General features: G+C 63.9%; 19 protein-coding genes. 8 read left to right on the top strand and 11 right to left on the bottom strand.

Annotated elements, in window-relative coordinates; genetic code table 11:
- Positions 1 to 16 precede the first annotated feature (16 nt).
- Together BUB39_RS13070 and BUB39_RS13065 are read right to left on the bottom strand one after the other, a co-directional pair.
- The gene (locus tag BUB39_RS13070; protein WP_073053883.1) at positions 17 to 688 is read right to left on the bottom strand and encodes an HAD-IA family hydrolase; all 672 of its coding nucleotides are present in this window, start codon (positions 686 to 688) and stop codon (positions 17 to 19) included.
- 100 nt (positions 689 to 788) lie between these two features.
- Positions 789 to 1,508, bottom strand: a complete 720-nt coding sequence (locus BUB39_RS13065; RefSeq protein ID WP_073053881.1) for a GntR family transcriptional regulator — start codon at positions 1,506 to 1,508, stop codon at positions 789 to 791.
- Between the two features lie 367 nt (positions 1,509 to 1,875).
- Here BUB39_RS13065 and BUB39_RS13060 point away from each other — a divergent pair, with 367 nt between their 5' ends.
- From BUB39_RS13060 to BUB39_RS13025, 8 genes are read left to right on the top strand one after another with little or no spacing between them, the layout of a single operon-like run.
- Complete coding sequence (locus tag BUB39_RS13060; RefSeq protein ID WP_073053879.1) at positions 1,876 to 3,426, top strand: ABC transporter substrate-binding protein; 1,551 nt, start codon at positions 1,876 to 1,878, stop codon at positions 3,424 to 3,426.
- 35 nt (positions 3,427 to 3,461) lie between these two features.
- Positions 3,462 to 4,469, top strand: a complete 1,008-nt coding sequence (locus BUB39_RS13055; RefSeq protein WP_073053877.1) for an ABC transporter permease — start codon at positions 3,462 to 3,464, stop codon at positions 4,467 to 4,469.
- A complete protein-coding gene (locus BUB39_RS13050; RefSeq protein ID WP_073053875.1) occupies positions 4,466 to 5,305 on the top strand; it encodes an ABC transporter permease in 840 nt (279 codons plus the stop codon). Before BUB39_RS13055 ends, BUB39_RS13050 begins: the two co-directional genes overlap by 4 nt.
- 3 nt (positions 5,306 to 5,308) lie before the next feature.
- Entirely contained in the window at positions 5,309 to 6,307 is a 999-nt protein-coding gene (locus BUB39_RS13045) for an ABC transporter ATP-binding protein (protein ID WP_073053873.1), read from the top strand.
- Positions 6,308 to 7,090, top strand: a complete 783-nt coding sequence (locus tag BUB39_RS13040; RefSeq protein WP_073053871.1) for an ABC transporter ATP-binding protein — start codon at positions 6,308 to 6,310, stop codon at positions 7,088 to 7,090.
- A gap of 12 nt (positions 7,091 to 7,102) precedes the next feature.
- Complete coding sequence (locus BUB39_RS13035) at positions 7,103 to 9,157, top strand: hydantoinase/oxoprolinase family protein (RefSeq protein WP_073053868.1); 2,055 nt, start codon at positions 7,103 to 7,105, stop codon at positions 9,155 to 9,157.
- 1 nt (position 9,158) lies between these two features.
- Entirely contained in the window at positions 9,159 to 10,835 is a 1,677-nt protein-coding gene (locus tag BUB39_RS13030) for a hydantoinase B/oxoprolinase family protein (protein ID WP_073053866.1), read from the top strand.
- Positions 10,822 to 12,063 carry a metal-dependent hydrolase family protein gene (locus BUB39_RS13025; protein WP_073053864.1) on the top strand — a complete coding sequence of 414 codons (1,242 nt, stop codon included), beginning with the start codon at positions 10,822 to 10,824 and terminating at the stop codon, positions 12,061 to 12,063. Before BUB39_RS13030 ends, BUB39_RS13025 begins: the two co-directional genes overlap by 14 nt.
- A 41-nt stretch (positions 12,064 to 12,104) precedes the next feature.
- Here BUB39_RS13025 and BUB39_RS13020 read toward each other — a convergent pair whose 3' ends face one another.
- From BUB39_RS13020 to ccoO, 9 genes are all read right to left on the bottom strand, one after another.
- The gene (locus BUB39_RS13020; RefSeq protein WP_425292910.1) at positions 12,105 to 12,443 is read right to left on the bottom strand and encodes a hypothetical protein; all 339 of its coding nucleotides are present in this window, start codon (positions 12,441 to 12,443) and stop codon (positions 12,105 to 12,107) included.
- 18 nt (positions 12,444 to 12,461) lie between these two features.
- Positions 12,462 to 12,671, bottom strand: a complete 210-nt coding sequence (locus tag BUB39_RS13015; protein ID WP_073053860.1) for a cold-shock protein — start codon at positions 12,669 to 12,671, stop codon at positions 12,462 to 12,464.
- 266 nt (positions 12,672 to 12,937) lie between these two features.
- The gene (gene ccoS, locus BUB39_RS13010) at positions 12,938 to 13,102 is read right to left on the bottom strand and encodes a cbb3-type cytochrome oxidase assembly protein CcoS (RefSeq protein WP_073053858.1); all 165 of its coding nucleotides are present in this window, start codon (positions 13,100 to 13,102) and stop codon (positions 12,938 to 12,940) included.
- A complete protein-coding gene (locus BUB39_RS13005; RefSeq protein WP_073053856.1) occupies positions 13,099 to 15,366 on the bottom strand; it encodes a heavy metal translocating P-type ATPase in 2,268 nt (755 codons plus the stop codon). Before BUB39_RS13005 ends, ccoS begins: the two co-directional genes overlap by 4 nt.
- A 13-nt stretch (positions 15,367 to 15,379) precedes the next feature.
- Positions 15,380 to 15,862, bottom strand: coding sequence for a FixH family protein (locus tag BUB39_RS13000; protein WP_073053854.1), 483 nt, complete (start codon positions 15,860 to 15,862; stop codon positions 15,380 to 15,382).
- Positions 15,859 to 17,448, bottom strand: a complete 1,590-nt coding sequence (ccoG, locus tag BUB39_RS12995; protein ID WP_073053851.1) for a cytochrome c oxidase accessory protein CcoG — start codon at positions 17,446 to 17,448, stop codon at positions 15,859 to 15,861. The genes BUB39_RS13000 and ccoG overlap by 4 nt, the downstream gene beginning before the upstream one ends.
- A gap of 118 nt (positions 17,449 to 17,566) precedes the next feature.
- Positions 17,567 to 18,433, bottom strand: a complete 867-nt coding sequence (gene ccoP / locus BUB39_RS12990) for a cytochrome-c oxidase, cbb3-type subunit III (RefSeq protein ID WP_073053849.1) — start codon at positions 18,431 to 18,433, stop codon at positions 17,567 to 17,569.
- Positions 18,430 to 18,603, bottom strand: a complete 174-nt coding sequence (locus BUB39_RS12985; RefSeq protein ID WP_073053847.1) for a CcoQ/FixQ family Cbb3-type cytochrome c oxidase assembly chaperone — start codon at positions 18,601 to 18,603, stop codon at positions 18,430 to 18,432. The genes ccoP and BUB39_RS12985 overlap by 4 nt, the downstream gene beginning before the upstream one ends.
- A gap of 18 nt (positions 18,604 to 18,621) precedes the next feature.
- Positions 18,622 to 19,353, bottom strand: coding sequence for a cytochrome-c oxidase, cbb3-type subunit II (ccoO, locus tag BUB39_RS12980; protein ID WP_073053845.1), 732 nt, complete (start codon positions 19,351 to 19,353; stop codon positions 18,622 to 18,624).
- Positions 19,354 to 19,362: the final 9 nt, after the last annotated feature.

Genomic DNA, 19,362 nt, shown 5'->3' with positions numbered 1-19,362 from the left:
TTTCGCGACGGCCTGTTCAGCCACGTGCTCCAAGAATGATCCGCTGCCCGTCCTCGATGCTGAGCGCAAGTTCGTCATAGCTTTCAATGAGCGGATGAGGCGTCGCCATCGGCTCGAGATGCGTCGCCGCGATTACCACGACTGCGGCACCAGAGGCCTCGCCCGCGGCGATGCCGGCTGGCGCATCCTCGAACACGACGCAATCTGCCGTCCCAACGCCGAGACGGCTTGCCGCGAGGTGATAGCAGTCAGGCAGGGGCTTGCCGCGAGTGACATCCTCCGCCGCGACGAGAACCTCGGGCACAGGCAGCCCGGCCGCGGCGAGACGGCGGCGCGCCAGCGCATGCGGCGCTGACGTGACAATCGCCCATCGATCAGCGGGCAACCCAGCCAGAAAGGCGACCGCGCCGGCGATCGGCTTGATGCCCCCCATGTCGTGCATCTCATCCTCGGTAAGGCCGGCGGCTTCGAGTTCAGGATCGACACCAGGGAGATCCAACCTGCGGATGGTGTCGATCGCTCGGACGCCATGGATGGTCGGCAGGAATGCTTCGACATCGAGACCGTGCCGAGCCGCCCAGCGGCCCCAGATCCGCTCCGCCGCCTCGATCGAGGACAGCAGCGTTCCATCCATGTCGAACAGCAGGGCGGCAAAGCTCCGCCCTGCAAATAGTGCCCTGTCGGCCATTGTGATTCCCTTGTGCCGGAATTGGCGCCGCTCCGATATCCTATCGCGCGCAGCAGCCGTCAACGCGCGCGATGCCGATATGGAGGCGGTATGACGGGCCTCAGGCGACCGTATCGAGCGCGAATTGAAACAGCGACTTGATGTGATCGGCCATCGCCTTGCGCGCGCCGGCGGCGTCGCGTTGCTCGATCTTGTCGAGAATGACCTCGTGCTGACGCGTATCCGGCTCAAGCCGTTCTGCGAGCCGCTCGACTTCGAACAGTTTCGTCGTCACGCGGAGCGACTTGACGATATTGCCGACGACCTGATTGCCGCAGAAATCCGCGACGATGTCATGCACTTCCCGGTCGGAGGCCCAGTGCTCTTCCTGGTCGTAGCGCGAACTGGCCTTGAGACGTCCGAGCGTCACCTTGGCCGCCGCGATGCGTTCGGCCGGCGCGAGTTCGACACACATGCCCGCGGCCGCCGATTCCATGATCTCGCGTGCCTTCAGGCTTTGCAGATATTCCTTGAGGTCGACCTTCCTGACCACGAAGGACTTGGTGTTCGACTTGACGAGCAACCCTTCGAGCTCCAGCCGCTGCAAGGCCTGGCGGACCGGCGTGCGCGAGATGCCGAGATAAGCGGCGAGGTTCTGCTCGACGACAACTTCGCCGGCGCGCAGCTCCTTCTTCTCGATGAGCCGCGCGATCTCGGCATAGGCGAGGGCCGAGAGATTCTTGGGCGGCTGCCGCGTCGCAAAGGCAACGGGCTCGGCAACAGGGGGCCGGTCACCCGCCGGCTGGTCCGGTTCCGCACGGTTGGCTGTGTTTCTGCGCATCACGATACGCTCCGTCCCCGATGATTCATGCCTAGTCGATCCCTAGGGGATTGTCCACGGCGTATACAATTGGAATCCGGCCGGTTCATTCAAGCCGTCCGTCACACGCTGTGCGGGAGCGCTCGTATGACGCAACTCCATTCGCCGCATCGATCGTCCCGTCCTAAACACCGCATGTTGCGCGACGACATTGCGCTTCCCTCTCCCTCTTATTCGGCGTCTGGGCCGCAGCGTGCCGGCTCCTCGGCGCAGGCCCTTCTTCATCGCCAAACCTCACAAGCCCGAGCCTAGAAAGGCGTTGACAGTCCCCCGTTGCGTGCTAGCATCGAATACTCACGGTATACCAAACGAATTCCGGAGGTCGTCAATGCGTTCGCGCGCAAGGTTTATTCCTGTCTTGGTCGCAGCCTTGTCGGGTGTCTCTTCGCTGGCGATTGCCGCACCAACCGGCACGCTCGTCATCGCCGAGAACGAGACGCCGGAGAATCTCGACCCGGCCAACGCGACCAATTCGACGGTCGATGAACTCCTCCTCGGCGCCTATGACGCGCTGGTGCAGTTCCCGGCTGGCGAGACCGCGGTTTCACCGCGGCTCGCCAAGAGCTGGACAATTTCGGAGGATGGGCTCACCTACACCTTCACGCTGCGCGACGACGTCGTGTTCCACGATGGGTCAAAGCTCACCGCAGCCGACGTCAAGTTCACGCTCGACCGGCTGAAGGCGGCAAAAGCCAATGTGCTCAACGATATCGGGCCGCTCAGCGGCGCTGAAGTCGTCGATGACCATACGGTCAAGCTGACGCTTTCGAAGCCGTTCGGGCCGTTCCTTTCGGCACTGTCACGCATCTATGTGGTCAACAAGGCACTCGTCGAGCCGCATATGGCCGAAGACAATGCGCGCCAGTGGCTCGCGGTCAACGAAGCCGGGTCGGGCCCTTATGTCATTGCGTCCTACAATCCAACCGAAGCCGTCTCGCTGAAGGCGTTCGACAAATATTGGGGCGGTTGGGACGGCAATCATGTGGCCGAGGTCGTCTTCCGCTACATCACCGAACCCTCGACGCAGCTCTCGCTGCTGAAGAGCGGCGAGGTTCAGATCGCGCCGGACATAACCGTCGAGGACAAGCTCGCGCTGATGAAGGAGCCGGGCTATGTCGTCGATGTCGGCCAGGCCGCGACGCCGCTCTATTTCGACTTCAACACAGCCAGCAAGGGCCCGACCGGCAACCCGAAGTTCCGCGAGATGCTGGCCAAGACCTTCGACCGCCAGCTGCATCTCGACCAAGTCCTGATGGGCCTCGGAACGCTTCCGGACGGCCCGCTGCCCACGAGCTGGCCGGGTCACGAATCCGGCACCGAGCTCGCTTTCGATCTCGCCGGCGCCAAGAAGATGGTCGACGACAATGGCTGGGCCGGTACGACGCTGACCGTGCGCTATCTTCCGGCGATCCAGGAAGAGAAGAGCGCGGTTGAACAGTTGCAATCGAACCTCGCCGAGATTGGCATCACGCTGAACGCGGAAGGCATGACGTGGCCCGCGCAGGCGGCGACCGTACAGAAGGTCGATACCACCGCCGACATCAACATGATCTACTCCTTCCCGCCCTTCCCCGACCCGCACGCCATCCTGAACGCGTCGTTCAACAGCGCCCTGACCGGCTCCAATGGCGGCTACAACTGGGCGCAGTATTCGAACAAGGAGGTCGACGCGCTTCTCAACGAGGCCGCAAGCTCCGCCGACCCGGCCAAGCGCGCCGAACTCTACAAGAAGGCGCAGGTCCTCATCGGCAAAGACTTCGCGGTCATTACCGTCTCCTATCCGGGCTCGGTCGTCGCAGTCTCGGACAAGGTCGAGGGCTACAAATATAACGCGGCCCACCACCAGACCTTCAACATCATGGATATCGGCCTGAAATAGGCCGGGTCCGGGTCGGGAAGACGCAGAGGCTGGATATGCGCTATGTCGGTCAGCGGATCCTGTTCTCGATCCTTTCGCTCTGCGTCCTTCTCTTCATCACCTTCCTGCTCAGCCATGTGGTGTCGGGCGATCCGGCGATCGTCGCCGCCGGGCCGAATGCCGGCGCCGACAAGATCGCCGCGGTCCGGCAGGAAATGGGTCTCGATCGGCCGCTCCTCGTCCAGTTCTGGATCTATTGCAGCAACATCCTGCATGGCGACCTCGGCACCTCCTGGTTCACGCGCCAGCCGATCGCCAGTGACATCATCCGCGAACTGCCGCCGTCGCTCGAACTCGTCTTCGTGGCCATGGTAATCAATCTCGCGGTCTCGCTGCCGCTCGGCCTCCTCACCGCGCGCTATGCCGGCACCACCTTCGACGATGTCGTGCGCCTCGTCGTGATGGCCGGCGCTGGCCTGCCAATCTTCTGGCTGGCGATCATCCTCCAGCAGGTAGTCGCGGGGCAGTGGCGTCTGCTGCCGACGGCCGGCCGGCTTGGCTTCGAAAACCGCGACTTCACCGGCGCGACGGGATTTACCCTTCTCGACAGCCTGATGCAGGGCCGCTTCGACGTCTTTGCCGACGCCCTCGCCCATCTCGTGCTGCCCGCCTTCGCCCTGACGCTGCTCTTCACCGCCGTCGGCGTGCGCATCACCCGGACGGCAATGATGGGAGAATTCCGCAAGGACTATGTGGTGCTGGCCCGCGCCAAGGGCGCCAGCGAGGGCCGGATCATGGTGCGCCATGTCTTCGCCAATGGCGCCACGCCCGCGCTCACGGTGTTCGGCATGCAGTTCGGCTGGATGCTGGGCGCGACCGTGCTGGTCGAAGAGATTTTTGGCCGGCCAGGCATCGGGCGCTATGCGGTCAAGGCGGTGACGCAATCCGATATCCATGCCGTGGTCGCAGTCGTCTTCGTCGTCGGACTTGTCTTCCTGATCTCCAATCTCGTGGTCGATATCGCGCTCTTTCTGCTGACCCCGCGCAAGCATGCGGGGGCATGAGAGTGCTTCGTCGGTTGCTGTCGTTTCCCAAGACCAATGTCGAGCGCACCGCAATCGTGCTCGGCTGCCTGATCTTGCTGCTGGCGCTGGTCGGGGCCTTTCTCGTCCCCTTCGATCCCATGAAGATCGATTTTCGCGCCAAGCTGCAGGCGCCCTCCATGCTGCATTGGCTCGGCACCGATGGTTCGGGGCGCGACGTGCTGAGCCGGCTGCTCTATGGCGCCCGGCTGACGCTCGCCTCGACCTTCGCGGTCATCATCGTTGTGGTGATCATCGGCTGCACGATCGGCATCGCTTCGGCCTTTGTCGGCGGCGCGGTCGACAACATGCTGATGCGGCTCGCCGATATCTGGCTCGGCTTCCCGCCGCTGATCCTCGCCCTCGGCTTCGCCTCAGCGCTGGGCGCCAGCCTCGAGGCCGCGATCTGGGCTTTGATCTTCTCATGGTGGCCGAACTATGCGCGGCTCTCGCGCATGGTGACGGCCGATATCCTCTCGCAGAAATTCATAGCCAGTGCAGACGCGCTCGGCGTGCCGACACATCGCAAGGTGCTGCATTACGTCATCCCCAACGCGATGGACGTGATGCTCATCCAGATCGCTCTCGATATCTCCGCCGTCATGCTGGCGATCTCTGGCCTCTCCTTCATCGGTGTCGGCGCACAGATCCCCGCGCCCGAATGGGGCGCGATGATCGCCGATGGAAGGTCCTATGTTTCGAACGGCTGGTGGATCGTGCTCGCCCCGGGCATCGCGATCTTCATCACGGCCGTCAGCTTCAATGTGATCGGCGACATGCTGCGGCGTGAACTCGATCCAACCTCGCGACGGCGCTAGGGCATGGCCAGCCTCGCCCCGCCTACCACTGATCGCCCGCTGCTCGAAATCCGGGACGTTTCGGTCGCGCTCCGCACCGGCAACCGCACCATGGTAGCGGGCGTCTCGCTTGCTGTACGACCGCGCGAGGTGTTCGGCATCGTCGGCGAGTCCGGTTCCGGCAAGACGCTGCTGACGCGCACGCTGCTCGGCCTGCAAGATGATGCCTATGTCGCAGGCGGCAGCGTCCGCTTCAACGGCCAGGATCTGCCGGTAAACGGCTATGCGAACAAAGCGCGCAAGCTGCTCGGCCATAGCATCGGCTTCGTGCCGCAGGATCCGTTTTCCTCGCTCAACCCCTCGATGCGGATCGGCAAGCAGATTACCGAGGCGATCTATCTCGCCAAGGGCTGGCCGATGGGCGCGGAGCGAACGCGCGAGGCGGCGATCGGCCTGATGGCCGAAGTCGGCATTCCCGAACCGGCGCTTGCCTTCAACCAGTTTCCCGACCAGTTCTCGGGCGGCATGCGCCAGCGAATGGTCTTCGCCATCGCGCTCGCGCAAGACCCGAAGCTTCTCGTCGCCGATGAGCCGACGACCGCCCTCGACGCGATTACGCAGCGCCGCGTCATCGAGTTGATCCTCGATCGAAGCCGCAAGCACGATCTCGCGGTGATCCTGATCAGCCACAATCTCGAATTGCTGCGCCAGAGCGTCGGCCGCATCGCGGTGCTCTATGGCGGTCAGTTGCTGAACATCGTCCCATCAGGCGACATTGGCCAAAGCACGATCCATCCCTATACGGAGGCGCTGTTCGACTGCATCCCCACGCGGGAAAAGACCCTCGCCGATATTCGATCGATACCCGGCGAGCCTGTTGGGGCGGGCTTCGGCCTCAAGGGCTGTGCCTTCGCCTCCCGGTGCCCCTATGTCGTCACGGCCTGCCGGACGACGGACCTGCCGCAGAACGCCGGAACCGCCTCCATCTTCAGCGCCTGCATTCTCGGCCGGGGGGTGCACTAGATGGCGAGCGAGGGCAACCCGATGGTGGAACTGAAGGGGGTCGCGAAGAGCTTTGCGCGCCGGCTCTTCGTGCAGAATCGCAGCTTCGCGCTGCGCGACATCAACATCGCCGTCGGCCGCGGCGAGGTGGTCGGCATCCTCGGCGAATCCGGCAGCGGCAAGTCGACCGTCGCCAACATCATTACCTGCCTCACCAGCTATGACGGCGGCAGCTATCGCTTCAAGGGCCGCGACATCGCCTCCTACACGCGCAAAGAGCGGTTTGCCTTCAAGTCCGACGTTCAGATCGTGTTCCAGGATCCCTATGGCAGCCTCAACCCTCGCGCCACGGTGCGCGGCAGCGTCATGGAGAGCCTGATCCTGCATCGGCCCGATCTCGGACGGAGAGAGCGGATCGAACGCGCCAATGCGCTGCTGGAGGAGGTCGGCCTTTCCGCCGACGCCGGCGACCGCTATCCGCATGAATTCTCCGGCGGCCAGCGCCAGCGCGTCGCCATCGCGCGCGCCATCGCCGTCGAGCCGGAACTGCTGGTCCTCGACGAGCCGCTCTCTTCGCTCGACGTCTCGATCCAGGCGCAGATCCTCGAACTCTTCGTTCGCATGATCAGAGAGCGCGACCTCACCATCGTCTTCATCTCGCATGACGTGAATGTCGTGCGTCTCCTCTGCGACCGCGTCTATGTCATGAACCAGGGCGCCGTCGTCGAGGAGGGTTTCGCGCGCGATGTCCTCAACCATCCGCAAAACGAATACACGGCACGGCTGCTCGATGCCGTCTACTGATCCGAGGCAGGAATGAGCCGATACAAGCTGGCCATCGATATTGGCGGTACGTTCATCGACGTCGTCGTCTTCGACCTTCAGAACAGGCTACTGACCGCATTCAAGCTGCCCACGACGCCGCATGATCCGGCCGAGGGCGTGGTGGCGGCCGTGGGACGGCTCGGCTTTCCACCGGCCAACATCTCGGATTTCGTTCACGGAACGACGCTTGGCCTCAACGCCATCCTTGAACGCAAAGGTGCAAAGGTTGGCATCATCACCAATGCGGGGTTCCGCGACATCTTCGAGATCGGACGTGGCGCCGTCGACTTCGCGCATATGTACCAGTTCGATCTCGAGCCGCCGCCGCAGATCGTCGAGCGGCGGCACATTATCGGCGTCGACGGACGAATGAACTTCGAGGGCACGGAAGTCACACCTCTCGATCGCGACGCGGTGGTCGCTGCGGCAAGGGCGCTGCACGAAGAAGCGGGCTGCGAGGCGATCGCCGTCAGCTTCCTGCATGCCTATGCCAATACCGCGCATGAGCACGAGGCAGTCGCTCTGATCCGCGAGGCTTATCCGGCACTGGAAGTCTCGGCCGGCGCGCTGCTCGCCAATGAGTATCGCGAATATGAGCGCACCAGCACGGCCGTGCTCGACGCCTATATCAAGCCGGTCCTGAAGAACTATCTCGGCCGCGTTTCCTCCGGCATGGAGCGTCAGGGCTTCGCCGGCCAGAAATTCGTCATGAACTCTTCGGGCGGGGCGCTCACCTTCGACCTTGCCGAAGCCGAACCGATCGCCACCGTCTTCTCCGGCCCGGCGGGCGGCGTCTCCGGCGCGCTGCATGTCGCGCGCGAGACCGGGCGGCGCAACGTGCTCTCCGTCGATGTCGGCGGCACCAGTCTCGATGCGTGCCTGATTGTCGATGGCGAGCCGATGGATGTGTTCGAGGCGCGGATCGAGAATTTTCCGATCCTGCAGCCGATCTTCGATCTGCGGACGCTCGGCGCTGGCGGCGGGTCGATCGCCTGGATCGACAATGCTCTTCTCCGTGTTGGCCCGGAAAGCGCCGGCGCCGTTCCCGGTCCCGCATGCTATGGCCGCGGCGGAACGCGCGCCACGGTGACCGACGCTGCCGTGGTGCTCGGCTATATCGACACCGGCAACTTCATGGGCGGCGCAATGAATGTCGCGCATGACCGCGCGGTCACCGCGCTTGAAGAGACCATCTGCGCGCCCCTTGGTATTCCGCTCGAGGAGGCCGCGCGCTCGGTGTTCGACGTGCTGATCTCGCGCACCGCGTCCTCGATCAAGGAGATGATGCTGGAGCGGGGGCTCGATCCCGGCGAGTTCTCGATGCTCGGTTTCGGCGGCTGTGGCCCGCTGCTGGGTCCGATGCTGCAGAACGAACTCGAAATGCCGGAACTCGTCATTCCGCCGCTACCCTCGGTGTTCTCGGCCTGGGGCATGCTGGCGAGCGACCTTTCCTTCAGCGACAGCGTCTCGGTGCTTGAAACGATCGACGCCGGCACGATGTCACGGCTCGACGCGACAGCCGAAGCACTGGCAGGACGCAGCACTGCGGCGCTAGCGGAGAAAGTCGGCCGACCAGTCGAGCCGGCAGTCACCTATTTCGCGCGCGTCCGCTTCACCGGCCAGGAGCACACGCTGAGCATTCCCTATGAGCGCCGCGACACGGCAGCCGACTTCCTCGCGCGGTTCTCGCAGACCCATCAGGATCGCTTCGGCCACACCTTCGGCAGCGACGCCGAGATCGTCTCGCTGATGGTGAAGCTGATCGTGGTCACCGAAAAGCCCGATCTCTCGACGCGAATTGCGCAGGGTGCACATCTCGCGCCGACCGCACCGCACCGTCTTTTCGATCAGGCGTCTGGCGCGATGGTCGATTGTGAAAAGATCAGCCGCGACACGCTCGAACCGCTGCGCACCTATCCGGGACCGATGCTCGTGATCGACGAGGGATCGTCGCTCGCAATCCATGGCAACCAGACGCTCAGCGTCGACGAATACGGCATGATCTCGGTTCGCCGCCGCGATTCCGCTTCAGCGTTGGAGGCATGACATGACCATCAGCAAGGCAGCCGAAACCGAGATTATCTCGGCCCTGTTCTTCTCGGCGGCAGAGCAGATGCGGCGCACTTTGGTGCGCACCGCCTTCAACGCGGTGATCTATGAGGTGCTGGATTTCGGCATCTCGATCGCAGATGCCGAGGGGCGCATGGTGGCCGAGGCGGCCGGCATCACGTCCTTCATCGGCGGTAACGACTATGCGCTGAAGATGCTGATCCAGAACATGGACATGGCGAGCCTTCGGCCGGGCGATGTCGTGATCCTCAACTATCCCTACTGGAACTCGGCGCATATGTCGGATGCGCTGCTGATGGCGCCGGTCTTCGTCGATGGCGATGCGATCGACATGTTCCTCTGCGTCCGCGCGCATTGGCTCGATCTCGGCGCCAAGGATCCTGGCTATGTGATCGACTCGACCAACATCCACCAGGAAGGCCTGATCCTGCCCGGCGTGCGCATCATCAAGGAGGGCAAGCTCGACGCAGACCTCTGGAAGGTGCTGGAGGCGAATTCCCGCCTGCCGGAAGCGATCCGTGGCGATTTCGGCGCGCAGGTCGCGTGCCTGCGGACCGGCGAAGCCTCGGTGCGCGACATTTACCGCAAGTTCGGTCGCGAGCGCGTTCTGGCCGCGATCGAGGCATTCTTCATCCATGCCGACGAGAAGTCGCGCCAGGCACTCCAGCATCTGCCCAAGGGTGCGTGGTCGGCGGAGGAATGGCTCGACGACGACGGCGTTAGTGAGCGCATGATCAAGATGGCGGTGGACGTCACCATCACCGACGATCGCATGACCGTCGACTACAACAGGTCCGATCCGATCGTGCCGGGCCCGGTCAATGTGCCGTTCGGCGCGACGATCTCGATGGCCAAGACCTATTTCAAGTTCCTGACCTCGCCCGATACGCCGAGCAACCACGGCAACTTCATGGCGCTCGATGTCCGCGCCGATCCGGGCAATCTCTTCCATGCGGTCTATCCGTCCTCGACCTATATGCCGTGGACCCACATGGTCGCTTTCGAACTCATCGCGAAGGCGCTGGCGCCTGCGATCGACTGGCTGCCGATGGCCTCTGGCGGCGACGAGCCGGGCTTCATGGCGATCGGACGCCATCACCGGACTGGCAAAAGCTACGTCATCAGCAACAATGAGGGCATCGGCTGGGGCGCCACTTATCGCCATGATGGCGCGACGGCCTTGCAGCACCCCTCCACCAGCACGGTCCGCAACACGCCGATCGAAGTTCTGGAGCGGCAGGCCAATCTTTTCCACGAAGGCCTTGAATTGATCCCAAACTCCGGCGGCAAGGGGCGCTATCGCGGCGGCCTCGGCGTGCGCCGCGCGGTCCGCATGGTCGGCGAGACCGAGATCATCTCGATGAAGAAAAAATCGAAGACCGGCGGCTGGGGGCTGGAGGGCGGCCAGCCTTCTCCGGTGCAGAACCATATGGTGCTCTGGCCGGACGAAGCGCGCGAGAAGAGAGTCGGCATGTATCGTGCCGTACTTAAAGAGAACGAGCGCTTCGTGAACTACAGCGCCGGCGGATCGGGTTGGGGTGATCCGGCCGTGCGCGACCCTGGCGCCGCTGCCTATGATATCGCCAATGGCTATGTGGATCCGGCGGCGTCGCCGATCGAGCCTGTGAAGGTTGAGACCTATGCCAAGTCATGATTATGCGCTTGTCGATGCTGAAATCGTCGATGTCGTCAGCGGGACGATTCTTCACGACCGTGCGGTGACGATCAGCGGCGGCAAGATCGCCGCCATTACCGAGGTTCAGGATCTCGACACCGCCTTGCCGCGCGTGTCGCTCGGCGGGCGCTATCTTTCGCCGGGTCTCATCGACTGCCACGCACATGTCTTCATCGGGCAATTCAGCGACGGCCGCTCGATCTTGCCTTCGGAGATGACGGCGCGGGCCGGCCGGCACCTCGAAGGCATGCTGCATCGCGGCTTCACCACCGTGCGCGACGCCGGCGGCGCCGATTCCGGTCACAGGGCGGCCGTCGAAAAGGGGCTGTTCAAGGGGCCGCGCCTCTTCGTAGCGGGCCGCGTGCTGTCCCAGACCGGTGGCCATGGCGACCATCGCGGCCGTGCGGAAACCTGTAACTGCCAGGAGGCGCTTGGCGGCCTCACATGCGTCTGCGATGGGATCGACGAGGTCCGCAAGGCGGTCCGCGAGAACCTTCGCCAAGGCGTCGATCACATCAAGATCATGGCCGGCGGCGGCGTTTCCTCACCCGGCGACAAGCTCCGCCACCCGCAATATTCGGTCGAGGAGATTTCGGTCATCGTCGAGGAGGCTGAGCGCGTCGACCGCTATGTAATGGCGCATGTCTACAGCGATATCGGTATCCGCCGCGCCGTTGGCGTCGGCGTGCGCTCGATCGAGCACGGCAATTTCGTTTCAACCGAGACGGCGAAGCTGATGCACGACAAGAATGCGCATCTGGTGCCGACGCTGATCACCTATGAGGCGGACGCGAAATACGGCCCGGGCTTCGGCTTCACCGCCGAAAATATCGAGAAGAATGCGGAGGTGCTGGCGAGCGGCCTGCGCTCGCTGGAGATCGCGCTGGAGGCCGGGGTCAATGTCGGCTACGGCACCGATCTCTGCTGGTCGCCCAAGACCTATCAAGGCGACGGGCTGATGATTCACGAGAAAGTCTGCGGTCCTGCCGAGGCGCTGCGCCATGCGACGATCAACAACGCGAAGATCGTCCGCATGGAAGGGCTTGTCGGCGAGATCTCGCCGGGGGCGTTTGCCGATCTCGTCGTGCTCGACGCCAATCCGTTCGACGGGCTTGCCTGCTTCTCGCAGCATGCGAACCGCGTCGTCGCGGTGCTCCAGTCAGGCAATGCCGTCCGCGATGACGCCGGATTGTTCGCAGCGGCCTGAAGGCGCGCTGATGCCTCGGCGGGCCGGAGCCCGCCTGAGACCTAAGCCTTGGCGGCTGCAACCTTCTTACGCGGCGTCTTGGCCGGCTTTTTGGGCGCGGCCTCCGCGGCGGCGGCGTCAACCGCCTCTTGGGCAAGGCGCATCGCACGCAGGCGCTCGGTCTTTGCGACCCGCTTCGACAATTCGCCGTCGATGATCAGGCGCGCTGCCTTCGTCGTCTGCTCATTCTTGGCCTCCATGCGCGAGGGGGCCTTCTTGATTGGTTCGGATTCGGGGTTGAGTTTCATTCCGCCCTCCTTCTTCCAACAATGAAAAAGGCCGGGCAAGCCCGACCTTCTCTGATACGCCTCAATGACCGCCGCCAGTACATCCGTGGTCAAAGGTCAGAAGCGAAATCCTTACGCTGCCTGGATATTCTCGGCTGCGCTCTTGCCGCTGCGGCTGTCGGTCACGACGTCGAAGCTGAGCTTCTGACCTTCGGAGACCGAACGCATGCCGGCGCGCTCGATAGCGGAGATGTGGACGAACACGTCCGCGCCGCCGTTGTCCGGCTGAATGAAGCCAAAACCCTTGGTGGCATTGAAGAACTTAACGGTTCCAACACTCATGACGATTTCCTTTCAATCGACAAAGAGATTCGTCGTGCGGCAACGCGCCGAACGCCGTAGAGACATCGATTTGATCGGGGAGTTTCGCCAGAGGCGCTCATCGCGCCATAACAAAATTCAACAAGAAACATCGATGGATTGGATATAGGCCCTATCCGTTCGACTTGCAAGGCAAAACGTATATTTTGTCATTACGATCGAAAATCCTACCGTCGCCTATGCCGGATGATGTCTTTGACTAGGGACGGATTGCGCAGGAATCGGCGCTATTTTCCATCGACTCTGCGGATCGGCGCTTCGTCGTCGAGAATGCGTTCGCTGGCGCCCTTGAGGTCGTCATATTGGCCTGTCTTGAGCGACCAGAGGAAGGTGACCAGCGCCAGCAGTCCCAGGCAGATCGCGGCCGGAATGAGGATGACGAGACCGTTCATGTTCTTGCAGCCTCCGCCTGTCGCCAAGCCGGTACCGCTTCTTCCGGCTGAACGAGGTTTGTGCCGAGGTTGAGCCGCAGCGCATTGGCGACGACCAGCACCGAGGATGTCGACATCGCGACCGCGGCGACGAGCGGCGTGACATGGCCGGCGACCGCAAGCGGCAGTGCGAGCGTGTTGTAGCCGATCGCCAGGACGAGATTTTCCCGCACCAGACGATCGGCGCGCCGCGCGATGTCCAGCACGAAGGGCACGCTCGCGAGCCGACCATTGGTGAAGACGAAGTCGGCGGCGCTACGCCCGATATCGCTCGCCGAGGAGGGAGCCATCGAGACATGGGCGGCGCGCAGCGCCGGCGCGTCATTGATGCCGTCTCCCACCATCATGACCCGGCGTCCCGCCTCGGCTTGACCCTTCAGGATCACCAGCTTGGCCTCGGGCGAAAGGCGCGCGGAAGCTTGCTCGATGGCGAGCGCCTCGGCCACGGATTCAACCGTCGCGGGGCCGTCTCCGGACAGCATTTCGACCCTCTTGCCTGCCGCCTTGAGCGTCGCCACGGCGCTGGCTGCGTCGGGTCGGATCGCGTCGACGAAGCGGAAGACGGCGACGACGCGCCCGTCGCGGCCAAGGCAGGCCTCCGTCCCGTCCCCTGCCGCAGCCTGGGGGCCGCCGCAGAAAGGGGCGCTGCCAAGCCGCCACCAGACGCCATCCGCTAGAGCCTCGATCCCCTGACCCGGTATCTCATGGAACTCGTCGGCTGGAAGCGGCGCAGCCGGCGAGGCGGCAAGGAGTGCCGCGGCGAGCGGATGCCGACTGTGCCCCGCGAGATTGGCGGCAATCGGCAGCATAGCGGGATCGCCGGACACCTGGCCGTCATAGCGGACGGCACCGAGGGTCAGCGTGCCGGTCTTGTCGAAGGCGATATCGGTCACGGCTGCGGCGCGCTCGAGCGCCGTACCGTCGCGCATCATGATGCCGTTGCGGAACAGCCTGCCCGCCGCAACAGCGTGGACGATCGGCACGGCGAGCGCCAGCGCGCAGGGACAGGTGATGATCAGCACGGCGACGGCACTCATCAGAGCCTCATGCCAATCTCCGGCCAGGAGGCCCCAGCCGAGAAATGTGGCGATAGCGAAAGCGTGGACGGCGGGTGCATAGATGGCGGCGGCGCGATCCGCGATGCGGCGATGCGCTGTGCGACTGGCCTCGGCCGTCTCCATCAGTGTCGCCATCTGCGACAGGAACGATTCCGACACCGGCCGTTCGGCTTCGACCTTCAAGGCGGCGGCGAGATTGATCGCACCTGCCGCCAGGCTGGCGCCCGGCCCAATGCTGACAGCCGCCGACTCGCCCGTCACGATCGAGAGGTCGACATCGCCCCTGCCCTCGATAACCCGGCAATCGACCGGAACGCGTTCGCCCGCGCGCAGCAGCAGTTCCATGCCGGGCACGACATCCTCGACCGGAACATAAGTCGTCGTCCCATCAGGAAACCAGCGCATGGCCCCGCGCGGCGTGAGCCTCGCAAGATTGGCGATCGCGCCGCGCGCCTTCTCACGCATCAGGTGATCGAAGGTGCGGCCGACCAGCAGGAAGAAGAGCAGCATGGTCGAGGCGTCGAAATAGGCATGCGCGCCGGAATGCACCGTCTCCCAGATGCTGAGCAGCGTTGCCAGAACGACGCCAATGCTGATCGGAACGTCCATATTGGTTCGACCAACCCGCAGCGCGGCAAAGGCCGAGCGGAAGAACGGGCGTCCCGCATAGGCGATGGCCGGCAGCGCGATCAGTGCCGAGATCCAGTGGAACATGTCGCGCGTCGCCGCATCGGCTCCCGACCAGATCGAAACCGAGAACAGCATGATGTTGCCGGCGGCAAAGCCCGCGACGGCCATGCAGCGGATCAGTTCGTGCAACGCGTGGTCCTGGCGATTGTCGGCCACCGGATCCAGCGCATGGGTGCGGTATCCGCTGGCGCGGATGGCGCGCGGCAAATCAAGCACGGAGCCCCTTTCCGGCGTGAAGACCACCCGCACCCAGCGCTGCGAGAGGTTCACGCGGGCGCTGACCACCTGCGGCAGTCGCGAGAGCCCGTTCTCGATCGCGTTAATGCAGGTGACGCAATAAGCGTCCGGCACAGCGAATTCGATCTGGCGCGCCTCGGCGCCGGCGGATCGGCTCAGCGCCAGCAGCGCTTCGGTCTCGTCGGATGCCGGCTCGGCGATGCCTGGGCTGGGCGTGTCCATGATCGCGCTGACTGGCATCAGAACCATCCTCTCAGCGAATCATCAGACGGCTGTGCTGTTCGAAGGCGCCATGTGGCGTGCCCGGCGCGGCACTGACGGCGTTCCAGACACCATGCGGTAGGTCGATGACAGCCGAATAGACGCCGTTGGTGCCGCGGAACAACGGAACGGTGCGATCCTCGTGATCTCCGAGCGGCCGGGTCAGTGCCACCGTCACCGGGCCGAGATCGATCGGCGCGCCGTCGCGGTCGCGGATATCGAGCTGGAGGCGGCTGGCGTCATAGGTGAGCACCGCACGCCAGCCGAGCGCCGCCTGTTCCTTGGCCAGACGTTCCTTCTCGTTGAATTCTTGACTCGCTACATAGGAGTTCTCGACGACGAGGCCCGTCCAGGTTCGGCTTGCCGAGACGGCAAGGAAGACGTTGACGCCGATGATGACCCCGAAGAAAGCGCCCATTCCCGCCAGCATGTGCCAGCCGGTAAATTCGCGTTCACGGAGAGCTTTGCTGGTCATCTGCGCGTTTCCTTCGGCGTTTCGAACTTGGCGTCAGTCGCCACGACGGCGGCGCCATCCGCCGTCTCGACCTTCAGCGTGAAATCCGCGTTGTTGGAGGCGAGGCCTCCGGGCGCGGCGCGAACGAAGATCCGGGTTTCGAGAACGGCATCGGGCTGCAACTGGTAGGTCAGCGAGGAAACCGGCTGTGCGGCAGCATCGGCACTCGTCAGTGCCGCGCCCGGCAGGCCTTCCACCGACAGCGTAACGGCGCGCGGCTCCGGCCGCATATTGCTGATCTTGACCTTGTAGCCGTTGCGGATCGAGCCGTCGGAGAGCAGCACATATTGCGGGTTGCGGTCATGCAGCACACTGACCTCGAGCGTTGAGCGCATCGACAGCGCCACGAGCATGGCAACGCCGATGCCGGCCCAGACCATGAAGTAAACCAATGTGCGCGGGCGTATGATCGAGCGCCAGGTGGTGTGCCGGATCGCGTCGACGAGCTTGCCGGTCGCAGGGTTGCGCACCCGTGCCGGCTCGATCGGCGTGGTCGCCGAAGCGCCGGAGAGCACCATGTTGGCATTATAGTCATTGAGTGTCGCATAGGAGATCAGCCCGCGCTCGCGTCCGAGCTTGTCCATCACGCCGTCGCAGGCATCGATGCAGAGCGCACAGGTGATGCATTCAAGCTGCTGACCGTCGCGGATGTCGATGCCCATCGGACAGACGACAACACAGGCATTGCAGTCAACGCAGTCGCCGACCGGCCGGCCCTCGGCGATCGCCTTCTTGGCATGGCGCGTCCGCGGCTCGCCGCGCCAGTCATTATAGGTGACGGTCAGCGAGTATTCGTCGAGCATCGCTGCCTGGATGCGCGGCCAAGGGCACATATAGGTGCAGACCTGCTCACGCATCAGGCCGCCGAATACATACGTTGTTGCAGCCAGGATGCCGACTGTCATATAGGCGACCGACGGCGCCTCGAACCGCGCGAAACTGCGGATGAGCGTCGGCGCGTCGGCGAAATAAAGGATCCAGGCGCCGCCTGTGACGACGCCGATCACCAGCCAGATCACATGCTTGGAGACCCGCTTCGCCGCCTTGTTGAGCGACCAGGGGGCGCCGTCCAGCTTGATGCGCGCATTGCGATCGCCCTCGATGGCGCGTTCGACCACGAGAAACAGATCGACCCACACCGTCTGCGGGCAGGTATAGCCGCACCAGGCACGGCCGACCGTCGAGGTGATCAGGAAGAGCCCGACGCCGGCCATGATCAGGAGCCCGGCGACGTAGTAGAATTCCTGAGGCCATATCTCGATGAAGAAGAAATAGAAGCGCCGGTTGGCAAGATCGACCATCACCGCCTGGTCGGGCGCGAACGGTCCCCGATCCCAGCGCAGGAACGGCGTCAGGTAGTAGATGCCGAGCGTCAGCAGCATCACCAGCCATTTGAAGCGGCGGAATGTGCCGGAGGCGCGCTTCGGGAAGATCTTGCGACGCGGCGCATAGAGCGGCTGGCGGATCTTCTGCGAATTGACGGCCTCGACGCTGAAACGCTCAGCGGCCGAATGGCCGTCCTGATCCGTAGCGTCGGATAGGGTCACCTGCTGATCTCCATGGGACGACACACCGTCGCATCCGAAGCCTCATCCGGCCTTGACCTGTGTCAAAGGACCGGACGGCGCGACCGCCCGGTCATGGTCGCACTTTGCCGGCTTTGTGTTACTGCCCGCCGCCAAGCCCATGCACATAGACGGCGAGTTCCTTCACCGTCACATCGCCGAGCTTGGCGCCCCATGCCGGCATCATGCCGAGGCGGGGATGATTGATCTGCGCGACGATGCCATCGACCGAGCCGCGATAGAGCCATATCGCATTGGTGAGGTTTGGCCCGCCCATCGCCTGCAGTCCCTTGGCGTCGGGCCCATGGCAGGCGGCGCAGTTCTGCGCGTAGAGCTGCTCACCCTCGGGCGTCTTCTCGCCGCCGGCTAGGCCGGAGAGCGATGCGACATAGAGAGCGACGGAGCGAATCTGGTCTCGCGTCAGGATGCCGTCGCTGCCGAAATTCGGCATGATGCTGTCATGCGTCTGGTCGTCACCGAGCGACCGGGCACCATGAGCGATGGTCTGGTAGATCTGGTCGATCGAGCCGCCCCAAATCCACTCGTCGTCATTGAGGTTCGGATAGCCCACACCACCCTCGGCGCCGGAACCGTGGCACTGCGAGCAGTAGACTTTGAAGGCCGAGGCACCGCCGGCCGAAGCGAAGGCGGCGAGCGCCGGATCGGCCGCGATCACCGCGACAGGCATGGCGGCGATCTTCGCCAGGTTGGCCGCCTGTTCGGATTGCGCCGCCGCGACCTCGCGATGGAACTCGCCGCGGGTCGAATAGCCAAGCAGGCCAGGCGTCCCCCCGCCGATGAGCGGCCAGGCTGGAAAGAGGACCGAATAGACGAGCGCGAAGGCGATGCAGGCATAGAACGTCCACAGCCACCAGCGCGGCAGCGGATTGTTCAGTTCCTTGATGCCGTCCCATTCATGGCCGGTCGTCTCGATGCCGCTCAGATGGTCGACGTCGGGCTGCTTCATGGCTTTCTGTCCTCGCCGGTCGGGTCGCGGAACGGGATCTGGGCGGCATCGCGCGCCTCTGCCTTGGCTCCGGGGCGGAAAATGAAGACGATCACGGCCAGGAAGATCGCCACCATATAGACGAGGCCCCAGCTATCGGCGAAGTGCCGCAAGGTTTCGTAGTCCATCATCGAGTAATCCCGCCCCGCTCAGCGATTGTTCGCGCTTTCGTCATAGCTGCTGAAGTCGACCATCGTGCCGAGCACCTGCAGATAGGCGACGAGAGCATCCATCTCGGTCACGCGGGTCGGATCGCCATCGAAGTCCTCGACGCGGACCTTTGCGTAACGGCTCCTGAGGCCCCCGGCGTCACCATCCGGGTTGGCCTGCGCGAAGAGATCCGCCTTGGCATTGTCGATCATCGCCTGGTCGTAGGGCACGCCGACGCGGGAATTGGCGACGAGATCAGCGCCGATCAACCGCGTATCCAGCGGCGTCTCGGCGAGGAAGCCATAACGCGGCATGATCGATTCCGGCACCACGGCGCGCGGATCGTTCAGATGGTCGACCTGCCACTGGCTCGAGTAGCGATCGCCGACACGGGCGAGGTCCGGGCCGGTGCGGGCGGAGCCCCACTGGAACGGATGATCGTACATCGATTCCGCGGCGAGCGAATAATGCCCGTAGCGCTCGACCTCGTCGCGGAAGGGCCGGATCATCTGCGAATGGCAGACATAGCAGCCTTCGCGGACGTAGATGTTCCGCCCTGCGAGTTCGAGCGGCGTATAGGGCCGCATGCCATCGACCTTCTCGATCGTATTCTGGAAGAAGAACAGCGGCGCGATCTCGACGATGCCGCCGATGCAGACGACGAGCAGCGAGAGAACCAGCAGCAACGTGACGTTGCGTTCGATGACGTCGTGTCTGTCTAGAATGGACACAGGGCGCTC

Origin of the sequence: Kaistia soli DSM 19436, assembly GCF_900129325.1 — a bacterium.
GTDB classification, from domain to species: domain Bacteria; phylum Pseudomonadota; class Alphaproteobacteria; order Rhizobiales; family Kaistiaceae; genus Kaistia; species Kaistia soli.
Note: the sequence above shows the minus strand (reverse complement) of the source record. Positions and strands in the feature narration are given on the sequence as shown.